Source organism: Proteiniphilum sp. UBA1028 (assembly GCF_002316955.1).
Classification (GTDB): Bacteria; Bacteroidota; Bacteroidia; order Bacteroidales; family Dysgonomonadaceae; genus Proteiniphilum.
In genome coordinates this window covers 1546-25587 of sequence record NZ_DCEN01000032.1, presented here as the reverse complement: position 1 = coordinate 25587, position 24042 = coordinate 1546, and the positions used below count along the sequence as shown (strand labels likewise).

Genomic DNA, 24042 nt, shown 5'->3' with positions numbered 1-24042 from the left:
TTTTTATCCTTTTATGCCATTTCTAAAGCAATCATTTCAATTTCTGCTCTTCGTAAAAGCTCGATGCCGTCGCTCAAGCGATAGGAGTCGGCATACACCACGCGTTTTATCCCGGCCTGAATGATCAGCTTGGCGCATTCTATGCAGGGAGATGAAGTCACGTAAAGTGTAGCCCCCTCACTGCTGTTGTTGGAGCGGGCTACTTTTGTGATTGCATTGGCCTCGGCATGCAGCACATAAGGCTTCGTAACGTTGTTATCATCTTCACAAATATTCTCAAAGCCCGCGGGCGTACCATTAAATCCGTCGGAGATGATCATTTTATCTTTCACCAGGAGCGCCCCCACTTGTCGGCGTTTACAATAGGAATTCTCGGCCCATATAAAGGCCATGCGCATATATCTTTGATCAAGTAATTCCTGTTTACTGTCGGTTTGTCTCATGCTTCTTATCAAACTGCTTTCAGACTCATATCGAGACTCTTCACGGAATGTGTGATTGCGCCCACAGAGATGTAATCCACACCGGTCTCAGCATACGTTCGGATTGTATCGAATGTTATTCCTCCCGATGATTCAAGCTCTACGCGTCCATCGACGATCTGCACCGCCCGGCGCGTAAGTTCGGGAGTAAAATTGTCGAGCATAATCCGGTTTACACCTCCTATCCGGAGAACCTCCTCAAGCTCTTGTATATTCCGGACTTCGATTTCTATTTTGAGTGATTTATTCTTCTCCTTCAGATACTTCTGCGCACCTCGGATGGCATTTCCTATTCCTCCGGCAAAATCGACGTGGTTGTCCTTCAACAGGATCATATCAAAAAGGCCAATCCTGTGATTCTCTCCTCCACCGATTTTCACAGCTTGTTTTTCCAGAATACGCATACCAGGCGTGGTCTTCCTGGTATCGAGTATCTTTGTCGATGTGCCCTCCAGTTGTTTTACATACTCATGGGTAATGGTGGCAATGCCGCTCATTCGTTGCATCACATTGAGCACCAAACGCTCCGTTTGAAGTATTGATTGCACTTTGCCGGAAACGACGAAAGCTATATCGCCCGGATTGACAGGCATACCGTCATCGATAAAAATCTCCAGCTTAAGGCTGTCGTCAAATTTATGAAATATGGTCTTCGCTATTTCCACCCCTGCAAGAATTCCTTTTTCCTTGATTAACAGTCTCGACTGTCCGGTTTCCTCCGCGGGAATGCTGCACAATGTGGTGTGATCACCATCGCCTATATCTTCGGCGAAGGCTAGTTCAATCAGATTGCTTATTAATTTATCTATGTCCATTGTCTCATTAAGATCGGCATTTTTGTTCTAAACACACAGCATACCGAAATTGTTATAATTTTACCAAAAAACTCTTACAAATGTAAGAAATAAACAGTTATATTTGCCGCTGATTATGGCTTTTTTAATCATTTGGGGTTAAAATTCCCGTCACTTCGGGTTAAATGGCGATAAATATCCATTCCGCTTGCGGCATGTATCTTTACAAATGTAACTTATGAAAGAATGAAAGTCATTTTGCTTTCTGTCGGGAAAACGGACAATAAACACTTTGTACAGTTGATTGAAGAGTATCGGAAAAGAGTAAATTTTTACATTCCCTTCGAGATGATCGTCGTTCCGGATCTCAAAAACAGAAAAACCATTTCAGAGAAAGAGCAGAAAACACAGGAGGGCAACGTATTGCTGAAATCATTGCAACCGGGAGATTGGGTTGTTTTGCTGGATGACAAAGGAAAACAATACACCTCCATAGAGTTTGCCCGATACCTGGAAAAAAAGAGCCACACGGTTCCGAAACGGTTGGTTTTTATGGTGGGAGGTCCCTACGGCTTTTCGCAGGATATCTACGATGCAGCAAACGAAAAGATGTCGCTTTCAAAAATGACCTTTACCCACCAAATGGTGAGAATGGTGTTTACAGAACAGCTTTATCGTGCAATGACAATTTTACACAACGAACCCTACCATCATGAATAAAACATTTCTTTTTATCGTCCTGTTTTTTGCCGTTGTGTTTCTGAATGCACAAGATATCACCGGCAACTGGGAAGGCATGCTGGAGATACAGTCCACCCGCCTCCGGATCGTTTTCCACATCGAAAAGAATGACTCCATATTGACCAGCACCATGGATAGTCCCGATCAGGGAGCCTTTGGGCTGCCCACTACGAGGAGCTCATTCCGGGATAATAAGCTGGAAATTATTGCCTCCGGCTTGGGTTTGTTTTACAGAGGAACATTAGAAAGTGATTCTATCACGGGCACATTCAGCCAGGGTGGCATTTCTTTTCCTCTCACGTTGCAGCGTTCCGGCGAGCCGCTGCTTCAACGTCCTCAAATGCCGCAGGAACCACTTCCCTATATTTCGGAAGAGGTCATTATTCAACACTCTGATAAAAGTTTTTCTCTTTCGGGCACACTTACATTACCCGACAGCCTGGGTGTCTTTCCGGCAATAGTGCTTATTGCCGGCAGCGGACCGAATGACCGCGACGAGACACTCTATGGGCATAAACCTTTTTTTGTTATTTCCGATCATCTCACAAAAAATGGCTTTGCCGTCTTGCGGTACGACAAGCGGGGTGTTGGTAAATCCACCGGCGATTACGACAAAGCCACTCTCCGTGATTTTGCTGATGACGCCGCAATGGCAATGAACTACCTGAAGCAGAGAAAAGAGATCGACAGCTCAAAAGTGGGTCTGCTGGGACACAGCGAAGGAGGCATTGTTGCCCCGATGGTAGCATCGGAAGAGAAAGGAGTCCGTTTGATGGTACTGATGGCTGCGCCCGGAACAACCGGCATTGAGGTAGTACTGGACCAGAACGAAATATCCATGCAGCAACAGGCTATGGAGCCCAAGACCATCGAAAAACTGCAGATGTTCAACCGCGAAATCTTTGAAAGCCTTCTCTCGTGGGATGGTTCAGAAAATCACCGCACAGCTTTACGTGATAAATTGCTGCATCTCTGGGAGCAACTGCCGATTCTGCTAAAAATGAAAATGAACAAAGAATCCTATTTGCGGAGTCAGTTCAATGCGATGATCAAACCCGGTTACCGGAGTTTTCTTGCTGCAGACCCGGCTTCTTACCTGGAAAAAGTTTCCTGTGCAGTATTGGCCATCAACGGAGAGAACGACCTACAGGTAGCAGCCGAAAAAAACCTCACCGCCATCAAAAAAGCTCTGGAAAAAGGAGGGAACGATTGCACGGTAACAAAAGTATACCCGGGATTGAACCATCTTTTTCAGGAGAGCGCGACGGGAAGAGTTGAAGAATATGCCAAAATTACACAAACAATTTCTCCGGAAGTACTTTCCGACATCACAAATTGGCTCATAAAAGAAACAGAATAAAATCGCCAGGATTTTCTTCAAGGAAGCCTCATGATAACAACAAAAAACGCCTGGCTGAATAATTATTCTTATTTTTGTAGATAAACTCACATAACAATGGCAAAAAGAAAAACAATTCTTACGGTTTTGTGGATAATCATCGCAGCAATTGCAGCAGCATCGGTTACCGCCCTGCTTATTTTTCCTCAGTGGAAAGGAATTTTTTTCGCTGGCATGGGTGGCTTCCTCATTCTTAATATGCTACTGTCGATGTTTTTCATCAAGAAAAACTTTAAAAGCTAACCCACATAACTAAACTCAAAACGCAGCAAATCAAGCATTTCCGGTATTGAGCTATTATTAACGCCTTCAAGCGACTCAACACTGTGCAGTACCTCTTTGGCATGCTTCTCTGACACCTTGCCGTAAAATTTCAATGCGTTCAATGCTGACTGACGGAGCAACAACGACTCACTCATCAAGTCTTGCACAGCCTGACGTAATAACAACGGCTCGCACACGCGTTCTCTGGCTTCGGAGTGAATGATGCAAATTCTTGCGAAAAGCCAGTAACCAGTAGTACGAATCCTTTCGCTCTCATTTTGTATCCAGTCATTGACCAGTGAGTCGGCAAAAGAGACTTCCTGAAAAAGATTTTTACACACCTGTTCCCGTATCTCCTGGTTGCCAATTCCGGCTCCCCATCTTTCTGCAGTGTCTCTTGTCAAACCATCTGCCGGATAGAGCATGGTAGCCAGGATTTTCAACTCTCGCACATCCTCCTTCCAAAGAATTTCAGCCAACATTTTACCAGCCGTATACTTTTTGGATATCTCTCGGATCCTTGGCAGATTGACTCCAAAATTCATCCGGTATCCCGCCCCCTTTGCACGCATGCTGGCAGAGACAACACCATCCATTGAAAGTCTCAAGTCGGTACGTATTTGTCGTAAAACAGTCTCTATAGATTCTTTTTCCACGTTTTTTGATCACAAAATTACGCTATTCGCATTGAATAATCTCATTTTTTGTCTATTTTTCATTATATTTGTGCTTTTAAACAAAATCCCTTACAATGAGACTTTTATTGATCAGCAATTCTACAAATCCGGGAGAAGGTTATCTGGACTATCCCAAAAACTATATAAAGGATTTTCTGGGAGAAAAAGCAAAGAATGCCATTTTTATTCCATACGCTGCCGTCACTTTTTCTTACGAAGCATACGAAGAAAAAGTAAATGCGCGTTTTGCTGAAATAGGCCATCATGTCACCAGCATCCATCGCTTCATCAACCCCATGGAGGCCATCGAGAATGCCGACGCCATTGTGGTGGGAGGCGGCAACACGTGGCAACTGGTAAAAATACTCCAGGACAAAGGACTGATGAAAGTCATCCGGAAAAAAGTAAAGAAAGGTATGCCCTACATCGGGTGGAGTGCTGGCTCAAACATAGCATGCCCCACGCTAAGGACAACTAACGACATGCCTATTGTGCAACCGGAGAAGTTCAAGACTCTAAAGCTGGTACCCTTCCAGATAAATCCGCACTATTTGGACGACAACCCGGCAAACCACGGTGGCGAAACGCGCGAAGCACGTATTCAGGAATTCATAGAGGTAAACAGGGAAGTGTACGTGGTAGGTTTACGCGAGGGAACCATGCTGCTCCTTGAAGGGAAGGAGCTGACACTCATAGGAAACCGCAAGGCTCGCATCTTTAAATACGGGCAGGAACCGTTGGAGCTATCCAACGAAGATGACTTTGGTTTTCTTTTGTAATAATTCCATTATTCGGAAATTACTCTCACAGCAAAATTTGTTCCGATGAGCTCACACAAGGTATCAATACAACCGTCTGCGTCGATATTTTCGAAGATCATTCACGACAGTAGATCCTTAGGAGTCCTCCTGCTTTTATGCACATTCCTTTCGTTGCTATTCACCAATATCAAAGCAACGGGAATTCATTACGCCAACTTTTGGGAAATCGTGATCCCCGGATTTCGTCAGTTGCATCTGCCCGACACCCTTGCACACTTTATTAATGATGCATTAATGACGCTCTTCTTTTTTCACGTGGCCATCGACATTAAACGTGAGGCCACATCCGGAGAGCTTTCCTCACCACGAAGAATGATGCTGCCTGCTGTTTCTGCACTGTTCGGCGTGGCCATTCCGGCTTTGATTTTCATCCTTATCACCGGAGGTACCACCTACACACGGGGGTGGGCAATCCCCACAGCTACAGACATTGCCTTTACCCTGGGGATTGTAAGTTTACTTGGAAAAGCTGTACCTCATTCCATGAAAGTGTTTTTGACAGCCCTGGCCATCATCGATGACCTTTGTGCCATTCTCATCATCGCCTTTTTTTACGGATCGAACCCGCAGCTCACATGGCTCCTGATAGTCGCCGTACTAGGTGTCGTTATTTTCTTTGTAAATCGTCGCTTACAAAACAAGGTGGGCACCTTCCTCATGATCCTGCTGGGCATAGGTATGTGGTACTGCATGTACAGGTCGGGCATACACGCTTCATTTGCAGGTGTAGTTCTTGCATTTTTGCTCCCGACGAATAAACTGGCTACATTTGAGAAACATCTCAGCTTTCCAGTGAATTTCATCGTAGTCCCCATTTTTGCACTAGCTAACACGAGCATCGTCATTTCTTCTGCAGCCATAACGGGCCTAAGCTCTCCACTCTCCATTGGGATCATTCTGGGACTGTTTCTGGGCAAGCCACTTGGGATCACCACAGCTGTTTACCTGATGACCAAATTGAGGCTTGTGCGGTTGGGAGACAAGATAAACTGGTTTCAGTTTATCGGGGTAGGCATGCTGGCCGGAATAGGCTTCACGATGTCAATCTTTGTATCGATACTCGCTTTTCATGACCACGAAATGTTGCGCGATATTGCCAAACTCTCCGTGCTCATTGCTTCAGCCCTGGCGATGATTGTGGGGTATATCTGGTTGAAACTCTTTTCGAAGGCGAAAAAGTGGAAGGAAACGGAAATCCACTCGTAAATGCACCACACTGGGGCCAAAATTTAGATCTTTGGCAATTAACACTTTAACAGCCAAAGATCTAAATAAAACTTCATTTTTTTAAATTGCATTCTTTAAAAACGATATGTCAACCCACCGCGAACAAACGGTCGTGTATACTCTAATTCGTACACGCGAGATACATCTCCCATATAAGTGTATGCCGGGCTGTTCAAAACATTCACTGCTTCTACATAAAATCTCAGACTCTTGGTGATATTATAAGAACCGTTTATATCGAGTTGCCAACGGGCATCTACCCACAAGTCCTCATCCTCACCGGCACCCAAAGCGTAAATGAACTTCCCGTTATAATTCGCAGATGCTTGCAAAATCACCTTAGGGGTTGAGTAGCTTAGGGCAATGTTGCCCGTATGGTCTGCCTGACCCGGTAATCGCAATTCCCCTCGAAGGGCGTTCGTCGTTGCTTTAGAGTGAACATAGGTATAATTACTGGTAAATACCAAATTTTTCAGGAAGCCTGGCAAGAAAGAAAGGCTCGAGTTTAATGTCAATTCAAGACCATAAACATGGGCTGCCTCTCCATTTTTGGGTTGGATAAAAATATATTGGTCATCCTGGTTCGGATTAAAGTATGGATTCGCAGGATCATTCAATACACCCTCGCTCAGGTATTGAAATTTATCGATGTGTTTATAGAATAAACCGGCAGATAGAATTCCGATATTTTGCAGGTATTGTTCAAACAGCAGATCAAAGTTATTAGCATAAGCCGCTTTTAACCCGGGATTTCCCATTTCTATCTTACCCAGGTCGGGGTTAACATTTACTGTAGGCATAAGCTCTCCGATATTCGGACGTGAATAACCGGTAGTCCATGCAAGACGTAACAATGAATTTTTGGCAATATCGTATTTAAATTGCAGGTTTGGCAATATCATCGTGTAATTTAATGCCGAATCAGCGTCAGTAGCAATAAATGCATTGTATACTGGAGTCTCGGTGCCTGGAAGTTGTCCACCATTTACGTTTGGATCGGCATCTTTATTATACCTGAAAATCCGTTTGGCTTTATAATCCACGTTCGTATTTTCAATACGGGCACCGGCTATCACCAACAATTTATTGAACTGCGAGCGGTTCATAATATATCCGGCCAAAATATTTTCATCCGCTAAATAATCGACAGTGTTTTTCCCCAACTCTGTACGATATTCATCCAATTCAAACCGGTCGGGTCTGTTTTTGATAAACTGCTGTATGGCATCAACATTTGCAGTAGGTCCAAAATTTATCCCATTACTCAGGAAGTCAGACGTTTGGTTTCCCTTGTGTAAGAATTTTTTCAATTGGGTATCACCATAATCAGGACTTGTATTATCTGTAATGGGACTGATACTGAGTATCGTCGCTGTTTCAGGACGGCTGTGTCTGTTATGCATAAATTTCCCCTTCGCTCCAAATGAGAAGATCGACGCAAATTGATCCGCAATAAAATAGTTCAAGGATGAATTTAATCGGAAAGTGAAATTCTCACCGAGGATATCCCTGTCATTATTATCCACCGTATAGAAATTGTATCTCGAAGGGTCATCCGCGGCCCCTCCAAACGGAGGATTATAAATATAACTCGACGATAAAAACCGATCCTGATAGTCAGGTATCACAGCCAGGATAGTTCCATTGGGAATACGAATCGGCCGTCCCGTACCATCATCAGTACCTGCAATATTCTTGTTATTGGCACGCCAGTCGGGTGTTTGAAATCCATATTGCCCGTTTATGGCTGTCCTCTTGTTTCTTGAATAAAACAATCCCCCGTCTATTTTCCAATTTCCAAGCGTGGTTTCGCCATCTAAATTAATATTGTAACTATCGATTCCGATATCTTGGTGGGTGGTTTGTAATATATCCGTTGTGCGATCGGTACCCAGCCTTCCATCATCAAACAGATAGAAGTCGCCGCGATAACGATAACGATGACGATAACGTGTATCCAAATCATGCCGTTTACTATACATCCCGCTCAGCACGAACCGTGTATTTAAATTGGGAGCATAATCGAGGGCAACCGTCCCTCCCATCCGGGTACGACTCCCCTCCTGGTAGCGATGACGAAAATCGGTCGGCATATAAGTGCCCTGCATGCGCTCAATCGCATTTCCATCCTGATCTTTCACGTTTTTGGGGAGCCAGGTCTGAGCTTCCAGCCGGTCGTAACCGTTGTACGACTTATAGAAACTCAGGTTAGCCGCAATTCCAAATACCCCTTCAGGATTTTTCTCATTACTCCAAAATCTTTTTGAATAGCCGGCTTTGACGTTGAATGGCAATGTCCCGCGCAAAACATTGTAGCCAGAACCCACATCGACGGAGCCCCTGCCCTTCAATGAGCGCGCGGTTGCGGTACGCATATTGATAACTCCTGAAATAGCATCACCATCATTAGACGGGAGCAAGGTTTTCTGGACTTCCATCGAGGCGATGATGTCGGAAGGGATAACATCAAGGGAAGTATTCCTGTTTCCATTTTCTCCAGTTACTCCCATCATTTGCTCACCATTCACATTTATATTCACAAAATTTGCGGGCGTGCCACGTAACTGTATTTCGGCTCCCTCACCTCTATCGCGGGTAATAGTTACACCACTCAATCGCTGCAATGCTTCTGCCACGTTCAGATCGGGGAATCGTCCCATTTGATCGGAAGAGAGAACATTCATCATATTGTCGGCTGTACGCTGTTGATTCAAAGCGCGTTGTTGTCCGTCCAGCACAGCCGATACAACAACCTCTCCCAACACAACCTGATCTTCCTCCATGGTGAAATCTCTATTCACCGTTTTACCCGATTCAATATGTATCGTTACCTGAATAGGTGTATATCCCAGATAGTTCACGACAAACTCTTTGGTTCCGGCCGAAATTCCTCGTAGCGTATAATACCCATTCATGTCCGTGGCCGTACCCAATGTGCTGCCTCTCAAAACAATGGAGGCGCCTGGAAGTGTGTTTCCATCCTTATCAAAAATTCTACCGGTCAAATTTCCTTGCCCCTGAGCGTAAGCACTTAAAGGAGCAATATACAATAAGATAGCCAATAAGCTAAGACATTTCATTATTTTCTTCATAGCATTCATTATTAATTATTTATACACTAATTGAGAGTTAGAGTTTGTGTGTTTTGTCCTTGTTACCCCTTGTCATGGCAATTCATTTTGTAAACTGCTGCTCTATTGGTATGACAAATGCCTGCGGAATACCTGTACCTTTATCGGAAGTATATGCCACATATTTTCCGGAATAACTAAAAGAGGGGTGCACATGATCTTCCTGCGGATTCCCTTCTTTAGGTGCCTGCAATGAGTTGGGCCAGCAAATAATACGCGCTTCGCCTGTTTCAAGGTTAAGCAAGGTAAGTGGATTGCTGTAGGAGTCCTGAGAGTCTGAGATAAACCATTTCATGTCTCTGGAAGACCTTCCATGTCCAAGCTTTATCTCGTCATCGGTGTAATGCACGGTAAAATCTTCTCCTTGCTTATTTATTGAGCAAATTGAAACAGGCTTGGACCCGGGAACATTTTTTCTGAAGAAAAAGAATCGCTTTCCATCCGAGCTCCAACTTGCATGGGTTGCCCTAAAACCAACAGGCATCATTAAAAAGGGTTTTCCAATTCCCGTACGGGCATCCACCATCCATGATCTTGCTCGTTCCTCTAATGGAAGCGACATATCATTTTGGTTATCGGGATAGTATGTAAATGTAAAAGTATTGGGATCCGTTGGATTGATCATTGGATGCGAAAATCCATCTTGAGATACATATACTTTTTCAATTTTATTTTCGGGTATATACAATCGATATACCTCCATTACACTTCCTCTGGTACCAAAAGTTACGAGTGAGTAATTTCCATCGTTCGTGAATAACGCCGAAAAACGAACTTCTCTGCCGTCGGCCAGCTCACTCAGGTCAAATACAACCTGTTCTTTCAGCTCTGCCACATCAACTGCATAAAGTTTATCACCTGAAAGAAACCAAACCTCTTTACCGTTTGGATGGATCGTGTACGAGCCTGTAAGCTCGCGGTCACTTATTTTTGTGACGACTCCGGTCTCCAGGTCAGAGCGAAAAAGTTTGGGAACTTCTTCACGCCAGCTTTTAAAGACCACGTAACGGTCGTCGTGCGTAAATGCAGATGCTTCAAAATAAGGCATATTACTCATTTTTTCATTTGAAGTAATTTGCCATACTTCAGCTCCTGTTACGGGATCATTGAATATATCCCTTTCGGAGTCGGCTTCCGATGTATGGCTGCAACCACCTGAAATCAGAACCATTACCCCCAGCAACGGCATAGTTAACTTGCTACCAAAAAAATTTCTCATGATTTCATTCTTTTACATGTATGTTATTCATTCATTAAACGGGCGATCTCTACTCCGGCCGTGATTACGGCTCCCACTCCCCGGGGATCATTGGGTTTGGTATCACGATCAAGATAAAAATTCAGGTCAGGGCCTATCGGCATACTTTCGCAGATACCTGATACGATACCCGTCTTAATGTCAATCATCCTTTCTATAGCGTTCCACCCCCGTAGCGCATTCTTCCTATATGACCGGTCAATCCATCCCATCCTCACGGCACGGGCCATGGACAGGGTAAAGATGGCAGTAGACGATGTCTCTTCATACGATTCCGGCATATTCAATACCTGATGCCACATACCATTCACATCCTGATATTCTGCCAGGTTTTTCAGCTGTTTCCGATGAATGTCAAGAATGGTTCCGTATTGTGGGTGTGACTCGGGCAAATGTAATAATGCTTCAGACACGGCCCATACCAGCCACCCGTTGGCACGGCCCCAAAACTGCCCAAGAGGTTCATCGCGTGTGATGTTCCACCCATGATGATAGAGTTTCATCTCCTTGTCATACAGGTATCGGTCATAATTAATTATTTGCCTGATTACCTCGTCATTGTACTTCTCTTTTCCACTTAATCTGCCATAACGTAACAAAAACAGAGAACTCATAAAAAGGTCATCTGCCCAAATTGTCCATTTGGGTTCCGGTCTTACAAAGGTTCCATCCGGCAGTCGTGGCTGTACATTCATGACAAAATTTTCCATACGGGTCAATAATGGCATCATTCCTTCTGGTAAAAATCCATGAAGAAAAAGTTCAATAAAAGGAAGAGCAGGAGCACTTGAGTCGTCCAGCATAGAACAGCGGAACATACGATAGTTTTGTGTACGCAGAGAATTCTGCTGTTCATATTGTCGGCGAAAGAGCGGTTCGGTCTCAAGCGTAAAGAGACAATAATGTTTGACAAACTCTTCGTACTTAAGATCTCCCGCCTGACGGCCAAGGGAAAGGATACCGAACATTGTTGTGCCGTTCGCATAATGCCACTCTGTGTAGGCATGTTTCTGAAATGCCGCATGTCCCGGAATCCGTATCTTCATTTGTGTATAGCGGGGAGGCTCATGTACTTTACCATGAAGGTCGCGATAACTTTCTAAGTTATATACAATTCCGTCGTCAGCGAACCCTGCTGTATTCAGTGCTCCAAATGAAACCTTCCCATTTCCGGCCACCAAAAAATGATTTTTCTGGGCCTTTAATTCAATTGTCTTGTAATGTGAAAATTCATAGATGCCATAGGCAACTTCGTCGGGAAAGGCAACACCTTTTTCTTCGACCTGAAAAACTTTTTCACCGTTGATATATACAGTACACGCTGTATCGGCTGTAAAGCCGAACCGGTACATCCCGCCCTCCTGTGCATCGATCGCCCCGGATGCACGCACAGTCCCTGTTCCCGGTACCGTGGCAAAAGGTGTTGCATCCACAATGCAGGGAAATGCCAAAGGTTTTTGCTGTGTTGGTTCCAGTTCGAAGGAAGCATCTGATATGATACGATCCGCAACAACCCTGACATATTCAATCGGCGTGACTGTATCGCTGTGGCAGCCTGATAATATGACAAGGAAGGCTGCCGGGAAGAGAAGATGCGATAGCGATCTTATTCTCTCCCACTTATATCCTCTTATACTCAGCCGCTGCTGAGGAAAAATAGCGATTGGATTCATATCTTTTTCTTATTCGTCTCCTTGTAAATCAGTTCGCCCTGTTTCGAAAAAGTCAACCGGTGACGTGTCTCACTGTTGAACAGACTTATTTCATAAATAATCTCGCTTTCATTTGCTGTTTTTGTAATTCTCGACTCGTCGATTGGGACAATACCAAGCGCCTGAACAATCACCTTTTTTACTCTTTCAGGCAACTCGGAATAATTCAGCGCTTCCGATTTCTGCAGTGCCACAATGTTACCTGCCCCGTCCATTGTGGTATGGAAAATTTTTGAGCGTGTCGGACTCTCATAAATCGTTGACTGGATGTTATAGGCCTGCGCTTTTACATCGAAAGTTAACTTATCCAACAACCCGTTTCCTACAATTGAGATAATTTTCTTTTCCAAATTATCCGGCAGGTCAACTCCCAGAAAATGATGGATGACCGACTGGTCTCCTTCTTTTCGGATGCGATTTCCTCCAAATCCCATCATCCCTTCCAGGTCATTCGTCAATTTTGGTGCAACCATAATCCGGCGGGTTACGCCTTCGATAGTTTTGCCGTTATCCAGTAAAAGAGTCGGTTCGAGGAAATAAATTCCTTTTTCTTCCGGAATCCTCAGGGTCACTCTTTGTTTTACTGACTGATAGCCATCCACGGAAACGCTGTAGGAAACATTGCCCAGGATCTCACCCGATGGCTTTTTAATCGTTACCGATAGTCTCCCGGCCTGGGCTTCGGGAAAATCATTCCAGATACTAACCATTTGAACATTGGAAACACCGGGTCTGTATATCTTTTTGTCCTTATACCATTCGCGCACCTGAAGCATGTCGATAGATAAGCCGACAGGTTCATTTATTTTTTTTAGTACCAAAAGGTTGGGTTGCGGCTCCAGTCCCTCTTCAATATCGCCAAGGAAAAAACTCTGTCCGTTGACCCATCCACTCAGCAGAGCGAAAGGTGCCCAAGCCTGGATACGGGACGAACGGAAAAAAGTTCCCAAGTCAGCATGCAGATCGGCCAGTAGTTGCCCGATAAGCTCTTTGTCGTAATAAAATACTCCCCACCCGCTGGCTGTGCGGCTTGTCTTGAAATTTTCTCTCGGCTCAAGCAGCCCGTACTCGTTTGTCCATAGCCTGCATGATTCCAGAAGAGTCATCGGCTTCGTGTCGGGAACAGGATATTGCGGGTCAGTAACAATGTTTTCAGAATATTGATAAATATGTTTCGCAATAAAATCGTCTTCACCCCATAAACGTGTGGGATCATACTCTCTGAGCTCCTGTTTCAATTTTTCGAGACGGACATTTCCCTCGTTTTCCTGATCCCAGGCAACAATTGAAGGATGATTCACATTTTGTCGGACCCAGCGTTTAAATTCAGTCTCAGCCTCTTCCAAATCCTCACCCACAGGTTCATCGTCATGCATATAGCGCCATTCATCCTGAAGCATGATTCCTTCCTGATCTGCTATTTCATACCACTTGCTATATCCGTGACCGAGGTGGATGCGTAAATAATTAAAGTTGTAATCCTGAACAGCGGCTCTAAGGAACTTTCGTATCTGATTCTCATCAAACATAAAATCTGCCCAGCGCGTCAGAGCTCGCACAAAGGCGATATTTTCCGCTCTGAAAATTATTTTTTGCCCGTTTAGAAGCACATCTTTTCCGCTCGTCTTAATACTTCGGTAGCCAAACATTTCATCTTTTTCGGCCAATATCTTTCCGTTGTTGTCGGTTACTTTTACATTCAACCGGTAACATTTGGGATTCCCTTCCTTTCCCGGTGACCAGAAAGTCAGCATGGTTGCCGGAATTTCGATTGAAGTGGTTTCCATGCTGTTTTGATTTATTTTTATGGCTGTTTCTCTGCCGGTTAGTTTGTCATATCTGTCAAACACCGATGCAGTGATTGTTAAGTATGATGCTGAATCTGCCTTACTTTTTACTTCTACGTCACAAACAATGATTCCTTTTTCGGTATCGGGCAATATTTTCACATGACTGACAGCAACAGATTGTTCCAAATCAATCCAAACATCATCCCAAATGCCCGGTGCACGGGTATTTCTCCACCATTCCGACGAGTTTTCCTTCGAAGGCGAAGAGGAGATGTTCCAACTTCCGACACGAATAACAAGTTCATTCTCGCCTTTTGTCTTTAATGCACGAGAGATGTCAAATTCTGCATGTGAATAAGTAGAATGATGATCATATCCAATTTCAATCCCATTTAACCACACCGCCGCATTGTATTTTGCCCTGACATGAAGCACCGCCCCGGGATAATCCGGTTCATTCAACACAAAATGAGTACGGTACCAAACATAATCATACGGAATTTCCCTACTGTCAATACCATCCAGATCATCTTGCAGCAAAGGTTTTGCCATGGTGATAATCCCAGGCACCTGCACTTTGGAATTGTATTCGCGAGGCATCTCATCACCCATGGAGATATCCCAGACGCCATTCAGCGAAACTGTTTTATTTGGTTTTCCGGATTCTATCCGTTGACCGTTTATAATGACGTTTTTTAATTCAACCTTCTCTGCATTGCGGATCCGCACAGGCTGTCCCGCTTCTTTTACCATCATATCCTGAATGGTTACATGCTGAATAGCTTTTTTCTCAAAACCCGAAATATCAACGCCAAACTCTTTGGCATAATTGCATGATATATTTTCAAACAGAAAGTTATTGAAAAGGGTAGGATAATTTTCCTTGCTTTCCGATTTATAATCAGGATCAAATTTGATAGCCGCCGATACGGAATCGACCGTTATATTGCGTACCCGGACATTTTCAATAAATCCTCCCCTGTCCAGATTCGATTTAAAATAGATAGCGTTTTCCGCTTTTGGTACGGTCACATTTTCCACAAATATGTTCCGAACACCACCCGACATTTCACTGCCAATGCAGATTCCGTTCGTAGCCGATTCGAAAATGGAGCTGCGGATAATGACGTTTTCGGTGGGACGTCCCACGCGCCAGGCATCATTGTCTCTTCCCGCCTTAATGGCCACGCCATCGTCTTCAGAAATAAAGTGGCAATCTTCAATAAGTATGTTGCTGGACGATTCCGGGTCGCACCCGTCGCTATTGAGGGTCTGACTGTTAACAAAGACCCTCCTGACTGTGATATTATTGCAATACACAGGATGTATAAGCCAAAATGGTGAGTTGGTAAGAGAGATATCTTCTATCAGGATGTTGTTACAACTGAACAGTTCAATGAACGCCGGGCGAAGATAATATCCTTCACCAAACAGACGCTGATGCACCGGGACTCCGGTTCGGCCCATTTCGCGGAGCATTTTTTGTGCTTTACTCTGTCTGGGTTTCCAGTTGGCTATCTCCGCTGCACCGTTTCCATCCAGCTTTCCCTTACCGGTAATAGCAATATTGATGGCATTATAGGCATAAATAAGCGGTGAATAGTTGTATAGTTCAGTCCCTTCCCAGCGTGTCAGCACCAAGGGAAGATAATCTTCACTACGGCTACTGAAAATAATTTCGCATCCTTCTTCAAAATGAAGGTTCACGTTGCTTTTCATGAATATGGAACCACCCACGTAATATTTGCCGGATGGCACGATCACTTTACCCCCTCCTTTTTCGCTACATTTAACGATGGCTGCATTTATTGCAGGGCGACAATCAAACCCTTCTTCATTTTTTGCGCCAAAATCGGTAATGATGTAGTTCACATCGGGAAAAATTGGTGGAACAATATTCTTTTCAATCTCTTCCACTTTATTCCATTCAACCTGAGAGAACAGGGACGATGAGGAGCAAAGCATCATGAACAAAAGCAGGTACATTGATCGTGTCGTTTGCATCACGTTATTCATTTTGATAGGTTATCAACCTACTCGGTTTGTATCCAATCCGGAACGCCCTCATATTCAGCCTATCACCTTCATTTAATTGGATAGGTCGGGTGTAAAGAAACCAATGCTCCTCAGTATATCCCCGTCCGTTAATTTGATAGGCAATGGATGACCCGGGGGTATTACTCTTTACCTGAATTTTATTTGTTCCGGTTTTCACACAAACAGGTGGTTCAACAATGGGTTGTTCTCCTCCAGGCCAAAGCTTTTCACGAAGTTCGGCTTCTGTTAATCCCAAGTATGGGTTATAACACTTATTCCACGCTTCCATCTCGCCTCTCAATCTTTCAACTTCTTTTGAATACGCCGGGTTATCAATCAAATTTTTCATTTCGTGCGGATCATTGTTAACATCATACAATTCTTCAATCTTTCGGGGTTTTTCAAACCAACGACTTGTTTCTTTATTTAATTTACCTTGTTTAAAAAGACGTACCATATTTTGCATCATGGGCATATTCAGGCGAGAAAGAATTTCCATATATCCCGATTTTTCGGGGAGATAATTGCGCACATACCTGAATCTTCCATCACGCACGCAAGTTTGTCGTTCAACTATTTCATCAAGTCTGTCACGCGCTCCATAGACGTAATTTCTGCTTTCTCCTTTAAATTTCCCCAAGAAAGGGATACCATGCATATAATCTGGAGGCAATATATTGGCCAATGACAAAATAGTGGCAGGAATATCAACAAACATATGCAGGTCATTGTCCACCATACCTGCCAATTTTCCATCAGGAAAACGAACCATAAACGGCACCAATGTTCCGCTCTCATACAACTCCCTTTTCTGTCGAGGCATCGGGCCACCATTATCGGAATACCAAATGATGATCGTTTCATCCAATAACCCTGCTTCGTCCACTTCATCAATAAATTGTTGCACCTGTTTGTCCATCTCGTGAATATTACTGTATGCAACGGCCCAATCGCGACGGGTAGTTTCATCATCAGGATGGTAAGGAGGTGGGATAATACTGTCAGGATGAATCACTAGCGGTTCATTTGCCCGTTTCCAAACTTGAGACTCATGAGAAACCTCCATATTAAAAATGGCAAAAAACGGTACACCATCGGGACGATGCTTCCAATGCGCTGTTTTTCCGTTTTCATCCCATGCCGTTAATGGTACGGTAAATTGATAATCCATTTTTGCATTATTCGTACAGAAATAACCGGCAGCACGTAGATACTCAGTATAGCATTTCACTCCCCTTTCCGGCACTGCTTCATAAGGTGGCACCAAGCCTTCCGTAAGAGGCTTTGTGTTCGAAGTACGCATGTAGTTTGCGCCAAACGACGTTGGGAATAAGCCGGTAATGAGTGATGCCCGGGAGGGAGCGCTCACTCCAATCGTTGTGAACATGCGGGTGTAACGGATACTTTCCATGGCAAGTTTATCCAGGTTGGGCGTATTGGCATACATATCGCCGTAACACCCAAGGTAGGGGCTGATGTCTTCGGCCACGAGGCACAAGATATTGTATCTCTTTTCGTCAGCTTTTGACCTTTCTGGTTCTAAAGCGGTGGCTGATGAAAGCACGATGGGACTTCCCAACGCCAATAGAATGCTACTCCTGTAGTTCATGCGCTTATTCCTTATCAGTTAATGACACCCTTTGTTTCCATTCTTTGAACATTTTGTCCATGCTTTGCACTATTTCAGGATGTTTTGATGCCATGTCTTTTGTTTCGGAAGGGTCTATTCGCATATTGAACAGTGACCAGGAATTTTCCAATCCGTGCTTTACCAGCTTCCATCTCCCGTCTCTGGCTGCTTGTCCATGCTGCCACTCCCAGAAGATTGGTCTCTCCCGTTTCGATTTTTGATGGTAGATAACCGGCATCAAGGACTCTCCCTCATACGGTAATATTTTTCTGCCGTTGAACTCGGAAGGATAGGGCGTTTTTGTTAAATCGACAAAGGTGGCCATGATATCAATGAAATGACCTGTGAAATCTGAGTTTCGGTCAGGCTGCTCCAACCCGTTCTTCCAGGAAATAATCAGAGGGGTGGCGATACCGCCCTCATAACTATAATTTTTAAAATACCTCAGTGGGGTATTGCATACATTTGCCCAATTTTCACCCAGCGATGTCCAACTGGTCAGGCTCCCTATCTCGCCGTAACTACCGGGAAGTTCCACCACTTCACCCGAAGCGCCGTTATCCGAAAGAAAAATAATCAGCGTGTTGTCGAATTTTCCCTGCTCTTTTAATTTATCAAATAACTTGCCGATGTTTTGATCCATACGGTCAATCATGGCTGCGTAAACCTCCATCTTACGTTCTTCCTCAGCTCGTTGTTGGGGCGTGAGCGAATTCCAATCGGAGTATGTCGGTGACGACAGCTGATAGCGATCATCAGTAATTCCCAATTCTTTTTGTTTTTCGAACCTAGCTTTCCGAATTGCCTCATACCCTCCCGCATATTTTCCTTTGTATTTTGCAATGTCTTCAGGCCATGCCATAAGTGGATCGTGGGGAGCCGTATATGCCATGTAAAGAAAGAACGGACGTTCATCGTCCCGATACTCGTCTAACCAACTGAGGGCATATTTCGTGAAATAATCGGTCGTATAAAAATCGGGCTCCATGGGAGTATAAGGAGCATACTCTTTATCTTCGATACACCAAATACGATTATGCTTTTTTTGAGCGGGTATTCCCTCTCCGAACCTTTGGTTCCCGGGATTAAAATAATTGCACGCACCATCCTTCAATCCATAATAATGGTCAAATCCACGTGTTCGCGGGTTTTCCATCCCGTGGTGTTTACCCGACCACAACGTGATATAGCCACTGCTTTTAAGATATTCACCCAGTGTCATACTATTTTGAAGCGGTTGCCTGAATTTCTTATCATATCCATTCTGTTGCGCATATAGACCGGTTAAAAGGGCTGCCCGAGATGGAAAACTTTTCGATGTGTTATAGTATTGGGTAAATCTTACACCGCTCTTGGCAAGGGCATCTAAATTGGGCGTCTCTATTTCACTACCATACGAACCGATGTCTGACCACCCCAGATCATCTGCACAAATTAATAAAATATTCGGAAACGGATGTTTGTCCCTTTTGTCTTTATCCGAGGCCTGACATAAGGATGAAACCATGCATGCGGAGACAGTCAGTGTCTTAAAACTATGTATGTTTATCATTTTTATATTTTTATGAACTTTTTTTAATCTGTTTCAGGGAAGTTCCTCATCCGGCCTTCCAGACGGGGGTAGGTTTCCCAAATCTCTGGGTTTTCCCCAAGACGTGAATCCCGGGTCGATATGAGTTTTTTCGTTAATCTGGCTTTCATTTCCATAACAACATCAGTATAAGAGCTGTTTTCTACCAGATTTATCATACAGTCTGGATCGTTTTTCAGATCAAACAACTCATACTCAGATCGCTTATCTACAGCTGCCCGAAAAAAGGGAGCAATCTCTTTTTCATTCTGATGATCAATAAGAAACTCTTTTGATGGCGATGAATCAATATCAAAATATCCATTGTCCTGTTTCCGAATCTCATTATTTAAGGACAATTCCTGCGGATCTCCTGCCGGCCATCTTTCCGGGTGAAAGTTTCGGATCAATAAATAATTCTTCCATCTTATGCACCTTACCGGATATCCTGTATTATTGTACCGTGCGTGAGTGTGGCGTTCCCTTCCTGCAAAAATGACGTTCTCTGAATTGTTTATGCCGGAAGTTAAAAGGGGTATTAAACTTTTCCCGCTATATGGTATATCCGATTTCAAATTTGCCGCTTCAATGATGGTGGGGGCAAAATCAACGGCGCTAACCAGCGCTTCGATGACTTGGGATTGTTTAAATTTGTCTAGCCAACAAATTGCGAGCGGCACGTGAATGCCTGCATCATAACAATTTGCCTTTGCACGGGGAAAAGCCATACCATTGTCTGCGGTAACGATGATAATCGTATTCTTAAATTCACCAATACGTTTCAGTTCCTCAATACATTGCAGTAACTGATTGTCAAACCATTCAATTTCCACAGCATAATCAAGCAAATCGCTTTTAATTGAGTCGTTATCGGGTAGGAATCCAACGGATTTGGCGTTATCAAGGGAATATCCAGCTTCTTTCCATGACTCTTTCTCATAAGGCCGATGCGGCTCATGGGCACCAAACCAGAAATAAAATGGTTGCTTCTTTTTTCGTTTACCAAGAAACTTCTTGAAGTTAGCTGCATAATCAATTTTTGAAATTCCACCATAAGGAGGGATCAGTTTCTCATCGTTATATTCATGACCTGCCGGATTATGCGGCCTCCCCGACACTTTCCAATCTCCCGGACCCCATCCTTTACCTGTATAACCTATTTGATATCCGTTTTTTTGTAAAATATCCGGGAAACAGACATAACCTACAGGGAAAGAACTTGCATGTGTTCCTGCACTCTCCAACTGCCAGGGATATAATCCGGTCAGTATACTTGCCCGTGATGGGCTACTGCCGGGAGAGGTGACGTAAGCATTGGTAAAGAGTGCTCCCCTGCTTGCAACAAAATCGAAACCAGGTGTGGAAACCATCCCGTTCCCGTAGGCCGATGCATGTGGGAAAGATTGATCATCGGCAATCACAAAAAGTATATTGGGCTTCGTCTCCTCTTTTCCATTACACGACGTAAGAGGGATAAAAGGGATAATGGCAGTTGTATATCTTATGGCTGTTCTTATCATGGATTACATTTTTTAGTTTGCACTATTATATATAATTCTATTTCCAAAAATAGATAAATTTATACCAATGCATATTCTCTAAATAATGCAAATAGGGTGGACAAATAATGAAACATCTCTTACAATGGGGTATAAATCGTGAATTTATGTTGAATTTTTATTCATAATAACTCCTTTCTTATTTATTCCTGCAACTCACATTAAAGAAAAATTGACAAAAAAATATTGATATTTTGTTTAAAAAAACTATATTTGTAAGGCACATATTTTGAAATGAATGTTGTATCTAATACTCAAATATAAGTTAAAGCAATGTCGTAGAAAAGTTCCTTCTTATAGACTTATATCACTTATTGCGTTATTTGTTCTTTTCTTTCAGGCAGGAAAAGGCTCAGAAGTAATCAATTACAACAAACACACTACCTGGCTTAACTTAGAAAGCAAAAATATCACTGCAATCACAAAAGATATAGATGGATTTATCTGGATCACAACCCGGAAAGAACTCGTACGTTTCAACGGCACCTCTTACCAAAGAATCAATACCAACATCAATAATCAACTGTTCTCCAATAATAATTTCATCCAACAGCTTTATTTCCGGAATCCGGATCAACTATGGATATGCAGCAACAACGGACTGTTTATTTATAATATTCAAACTCATGAGTTAGCGCAGATTGACGAACTTGCAACTATTCGAATTAATTCTTTACGGATGGAATCCGAAAGATGCTACCTGAACACGTCGCACGGAATCATTGCTTACGACATCAACCTCAACACAACATTTCCTGTTTTCACCTATGAGCCGGAGCATAAACTTGTAGAATATACCTCTTTGACATTGGATTCATACGGAAGATGTTATCTTTCGGCCAACAAACATCTCCTGCGACTTCCAACACTAAAAGAAATGGAGGAAGCCGTTAAGTCAAATAAACAATTCGTGCCGGATACACTCTTCTCTTTTAAAAACAATTCCCGTGTGAAAATCGATCAATGGGATAATATTTGGATCTGGGATCGGGAAAATCTTATCCAAGGCCATATAGATGGTGAAGGGAATGTTACAACCGTTATGCAAAGCGAAATTGAGATTAGCGCATTGCTTTTTACGGACAGCTTATCCATATTTTGCAGCAGGGGAAAAGAAAACGTTGTCCTGATTAGAAATGAGAGAGGTGACGTCAAAGAAAAAAAAACCTTTTCGATCAATCAGCGTTATGACGATTTAAGCAACACGACCAATGTTTTCTTTCTTGATGAGATCAAGAATATTTGGATAGGCAGCAGAGACGGACTGTTTATGATTCCTTACGGAGAAAAAAAGTTCTTTACCTTCAGAAATGACATTAACAACCCGAATACTTTAAGTCACACTAATGTCTGCGACATCCGAATTGAACAAAGAAACACTGCCTGGATAGCTACTTCTCATGGATTAAACAAAATAACCTTCGCTGGCGATGCAAAAAAAGAATACAGAGTGGAACGTTTTTTTGATAATCGCCCCCACATTAACCGGGTGCTTGACAATAAAATCGAGCAAATTGAAATTGACAGTGACAAAATGATATGGCTGGGAACCAAAGGATTATTAAAAATATTTGATCCGAAAAAAAATATTTATTATACCACTCCAGAAATGGAAAGAGCTTTTAAGCGATGTTCATTTGTAAGGGCATTATATGCCGACAAAGAAGATGATATGTGGGTGGGATTTGAGAATGGGGGAATTTTTCACTGCGATCATATTACAAAAAAAATAACCCGAATCAGCCTCATAGACAGTACAAAAATGATTTGTCTTTCAATTACCGGTGATTACAGGGGTACGGTATGGGCAGGCACATCCAGTCATGGCATTTTACAGATAAACAGACAGCCGGGGACCGACACATTTACTACAAAACAGTATTTTATCCGAGATAAATTGACCCGGGAAATAAAATCAGCCAACAGTGTCTATTGCGACAATTATAACAATATATGGGCTGGAAGCAACAACGGATTATACAAATACAGTCACGAAACGGACGAATTTATCAATATTCCTCTCGACCTTTTAAATAATCAAAATCATATTACCGGATTAATAAGCGATAACATCGGGAACCTTTGGATTTCTACATTGACGGGAATCTGCAGATATAATATTTCTGAAAGGACAGAGCAATTTATCGTTCTGAACGGCGGAAATTTCGCCCGGGAAGGTTTCGTCTTCGGCAGCGACATAGACAGCGATGGGTTTATTTATTTATCGGGTATCAACGGGTTAACCATATTTAATCCGGAAGAGATTGCCTCTGATACTACACACTACAATGTTCTTTTTACTGATTTCAGAGTTAACAACAGATTATTGATGTCGGATAATTTTCTTAATCACAATGATATAAATTACACCCCCGAGATTACACTAAAACATAATAATAACCAGATCTATTTTGCTTTTTCAGCATTGGTATACACAAACCGAGAAAATATCAGATACGCCTATATGCTGCAAGGTGTAGATCCTGATTGGATTTATGTAGGCCCGGAAGAGAGGTATATTTCATATGCCAACCTTCATGCGGGAAATTATACACTTAAAATTAAAAGTACAAACGGTAACGGAATCTGGCAGAATAACATCCACACACTAAGAATCAGGGTGAATCCACCCTTCTGGCGGACCTGGTATTCGTATCTATTCTATATCTACATGCTCGGGGCTATCATTTTATTCATAGTCAAGTTCTTGAGATTGCGTATGCGCTTAAAAGCCAAAATTGAACTGGATGAAAACAGACAGAAAATTTACACTGATCTGGCACATAGCATTAAAACACCTTTGACGTTATTGCAATCTTCACTTCAGAGCTTATCTGAAAATTCAGATACAATGCCCGACGATGAGAAAAAATATATGCTTTCGACTATGAGCCGAAACAGCAACCGCATTTCATTACTGGTTAACCAGATAGGGGAACTAAGAAAAGTC

General features: G+C 43.0%; 16 protein-coding genes. 6 read left to right on the top strand and 10 right to left on the bottom strand.

Features of this window, described 5'->3' with window-relative positions:
- Window positions 1-11: 11 nt before the first annotated feature.
- Window positions 12-443, bottom strand: a complete 432-nt coding sequence (locus B3Z75_RS04715; RefSeq protein WP_294068227.1) for a dCMP deaminase family protein — start codon at window positions 441-443, stop codon at window positions 12-14.
- Window positions 444-451: 8 nt separating this feature from the next.
- Window positions 452-1297, bottom strand: coding sequence for a carboxylating nicotinate-nucleotide diphosphorylase (nadC, locus tag B3Z75_RS04710; protein WP_294068226.1), 846 nt, complete (start codon window positions 1295-1297; stop codon window positions 452-454).
- A 225-nt stretch (window positions 1298-1522) separates the two neighbouring features.
- Here nadC and rlmH point away from each other — a divergent pair, with 225 nt between their 5' ends.
- The 3 genes from rlmH (at window position 1523) to B3Z75_RS04695 (ending at window position 3659) form a co-directional block, all read left to right on the top strand.
- A complete protein-coding gene (gene rlmH / locus B3Z75_RS04705; protein ID WP_294068225.1) occupies window positions 1523-1996 on the top strand; it encodes a 23S rRNA (pseudouridine(1915)-N(3))-methyltransferase RlmH in 474 nt (157 codons plus the stop codon).
- Window positions 1989-3377 (top strand): alpha/beta hydrolase family protein, encoded by a 1389-nt coding sequence (locus tag B3Z75_RS04700; RefSeq protein WP_294068224.1) that lies wholly within the window; start codon window positions 1989-1991, stop codon window positions 3375-3377. Before rlmH ends, B3Z75_RS04700 begins: the two co-directional genes overlap by 8 nt.
- A 96-nt stretch (window positions 3378-3473) precedes the next feature.
- Window positions 3474-3659 carry a hypothetical protein gene (locus tag B3Z75_RS04695; protein ID WP_294068223.1) on the top strand — a complete coding sequence of 62 codons (186 nt, stop codon included), beginning with the start codon at window positions 3474-3476 and terminating at the stop codon, window positions 3657-3659.
- On the opposite strand, the gene B3Z75_RS04690 is transcribed toward B3Z75_RS04695, so the two are convergent.
- Window positions 3656-4336 (bottom strand): DNA alkylation repair protein, encoded by a 681-nt coding sequence (locus B3Z75_RS04690; protein WP_294068222.1) that lies wholly within the window; start codon window positions 4334-4336, stop codon window positions 3656-3658. The genes B3Z75_RS04695 and B3Z75_RS04690 overlap by 4 nt on opposite strands.
- 95 nt (window positions 4337-4431) lie before the next feature.
- Between B3Z75_RS04690 and pepE the strand changes: the two genes are divergently transcribed.
- Both pepE and nhaA read left to right on the top strand, forming a co-directional pair.
- The gene (gene pepE / locus B3Z75_RS04685; RefSeq protein WP_294068221.1) at window positions 4432-5136 is read left to right on the top strand and encodes a dipeptidase PepE; all 705 of its coding nucleotides are present in this window, start codon (window positions 4432-4434) and stop codon (window positions 5134-5136) included.
- 45 nt (window positions 5137-5181) lie between these two features.
- A complete protein-coding gene (nhaA, locus tag B3Z75_RS04680; protein ID WP_294068220.1) occupies window positions 5182-6384 on the top strand; it encodes a Na+/H+ antiporter NhaA in 1203 nt (400 codons plus the stop codon).
- A gap of 95 nt (window positions 6385-6479) precedes the next feature.
- Here the strand turns inward: nhaA and B3Z75_RS04675 are convergent, their stop codons facing one another.
- The 7 genes from B3Z75_RS04675 to B3Z75_RS04645 form a co-directional block, all read right to left on the bottom strand.
- Window positions 6480-9497, bottom strand: a complete 3018-nt coding sequence (locus B3Z75_RS04675; protein WP_294068219.1) for a TonB-dependent receptor — start codon at window positions 9495-9497, stop codon at window positions 6480-6482.
- 82 nt (window positions 9498-9579) lie between these two features.
- Complete coding sequence (locus tag B3Z75_RS04670; protein ID WP_294068218.1) at window positions 9580-10755, bottom strand: hypothetical protein; 1176 nt, start codon at window positions 10753-10755, stop codon at window positions 9580-9582.
- 23 nt (window positions 10756-10778) lie between these two features.
- Complete coding sequence (locus tag B3Z75_RS04665; RefSeq protein ID WP_294068217.1) at window positions 10779-12467, bottom strand: glycoside hydrolase family 88 protein; 1689 nt, start codon at window positions 12465-12467, stop codon at window positions 10779-10781.
- On the bottom strand, window positions 12464-16300 hold the full coding sequence (locus B3Z75_RS04660; RefSeq protein WP_294068216.1) for a glycosyl hydrolase family 28 protein: 3837 nt from the start codon (window positions 16298-16300) through the stop codon (window positions 12464-12466). Before B3Z75_RS04660 ends, B3Z75_RS04665 begins: the two co-directional genes overlap by 4 nt.
- A 4-nt stretch (window positions 16301-16304) precedes the next feature.
- Window positions 16305-17942: a sulfatase-like hydrolase/transferase gene (locus B3Z75_RS04655; protein ID WP_294068215.1), complete on the bottom strand. Its 1638-nt coding sequence runs from the start codon at window positions 17940-17942 to the stop codon at window positions 16305-16307.
- Between the two features lie 4 nt (window positions 17943-17946).
- Complete coding sequence (locus tag B3Z75_RS04650; RefSeq protein WP_294068214.1) at window positions 17947-19515, bottom strand: arylsulfatase; 1569 nt, start codon at window positions 19513-19515, stop codon at window positions 17947-17949.
- 23 nt (window positions 19516-19538) lie between these two features.
- Entirely contained in the window at window positions 19539-21053 is a 1515-nt protein-coding gene (locus B3Z75_RS04645) for a sulfatase family protein (protein WP_294068213.1), read from the bottom strand.
- A gap of 718 nt (window positions 21054-21771) precedes the next feature.
- Between B3Z75_RS04645 and B3Z75_RS04640 the strand changes: the two genes are divergently transcribed.
- A partial coding sequence (locus tag B3Z75_RS04640; RefSeq protein ID WP_294068212.1) for a ligand-binding sensor domain-containing protein occupies window positions 21772-24042 on the top strand: 2271 nt, incomplete at its 3' end.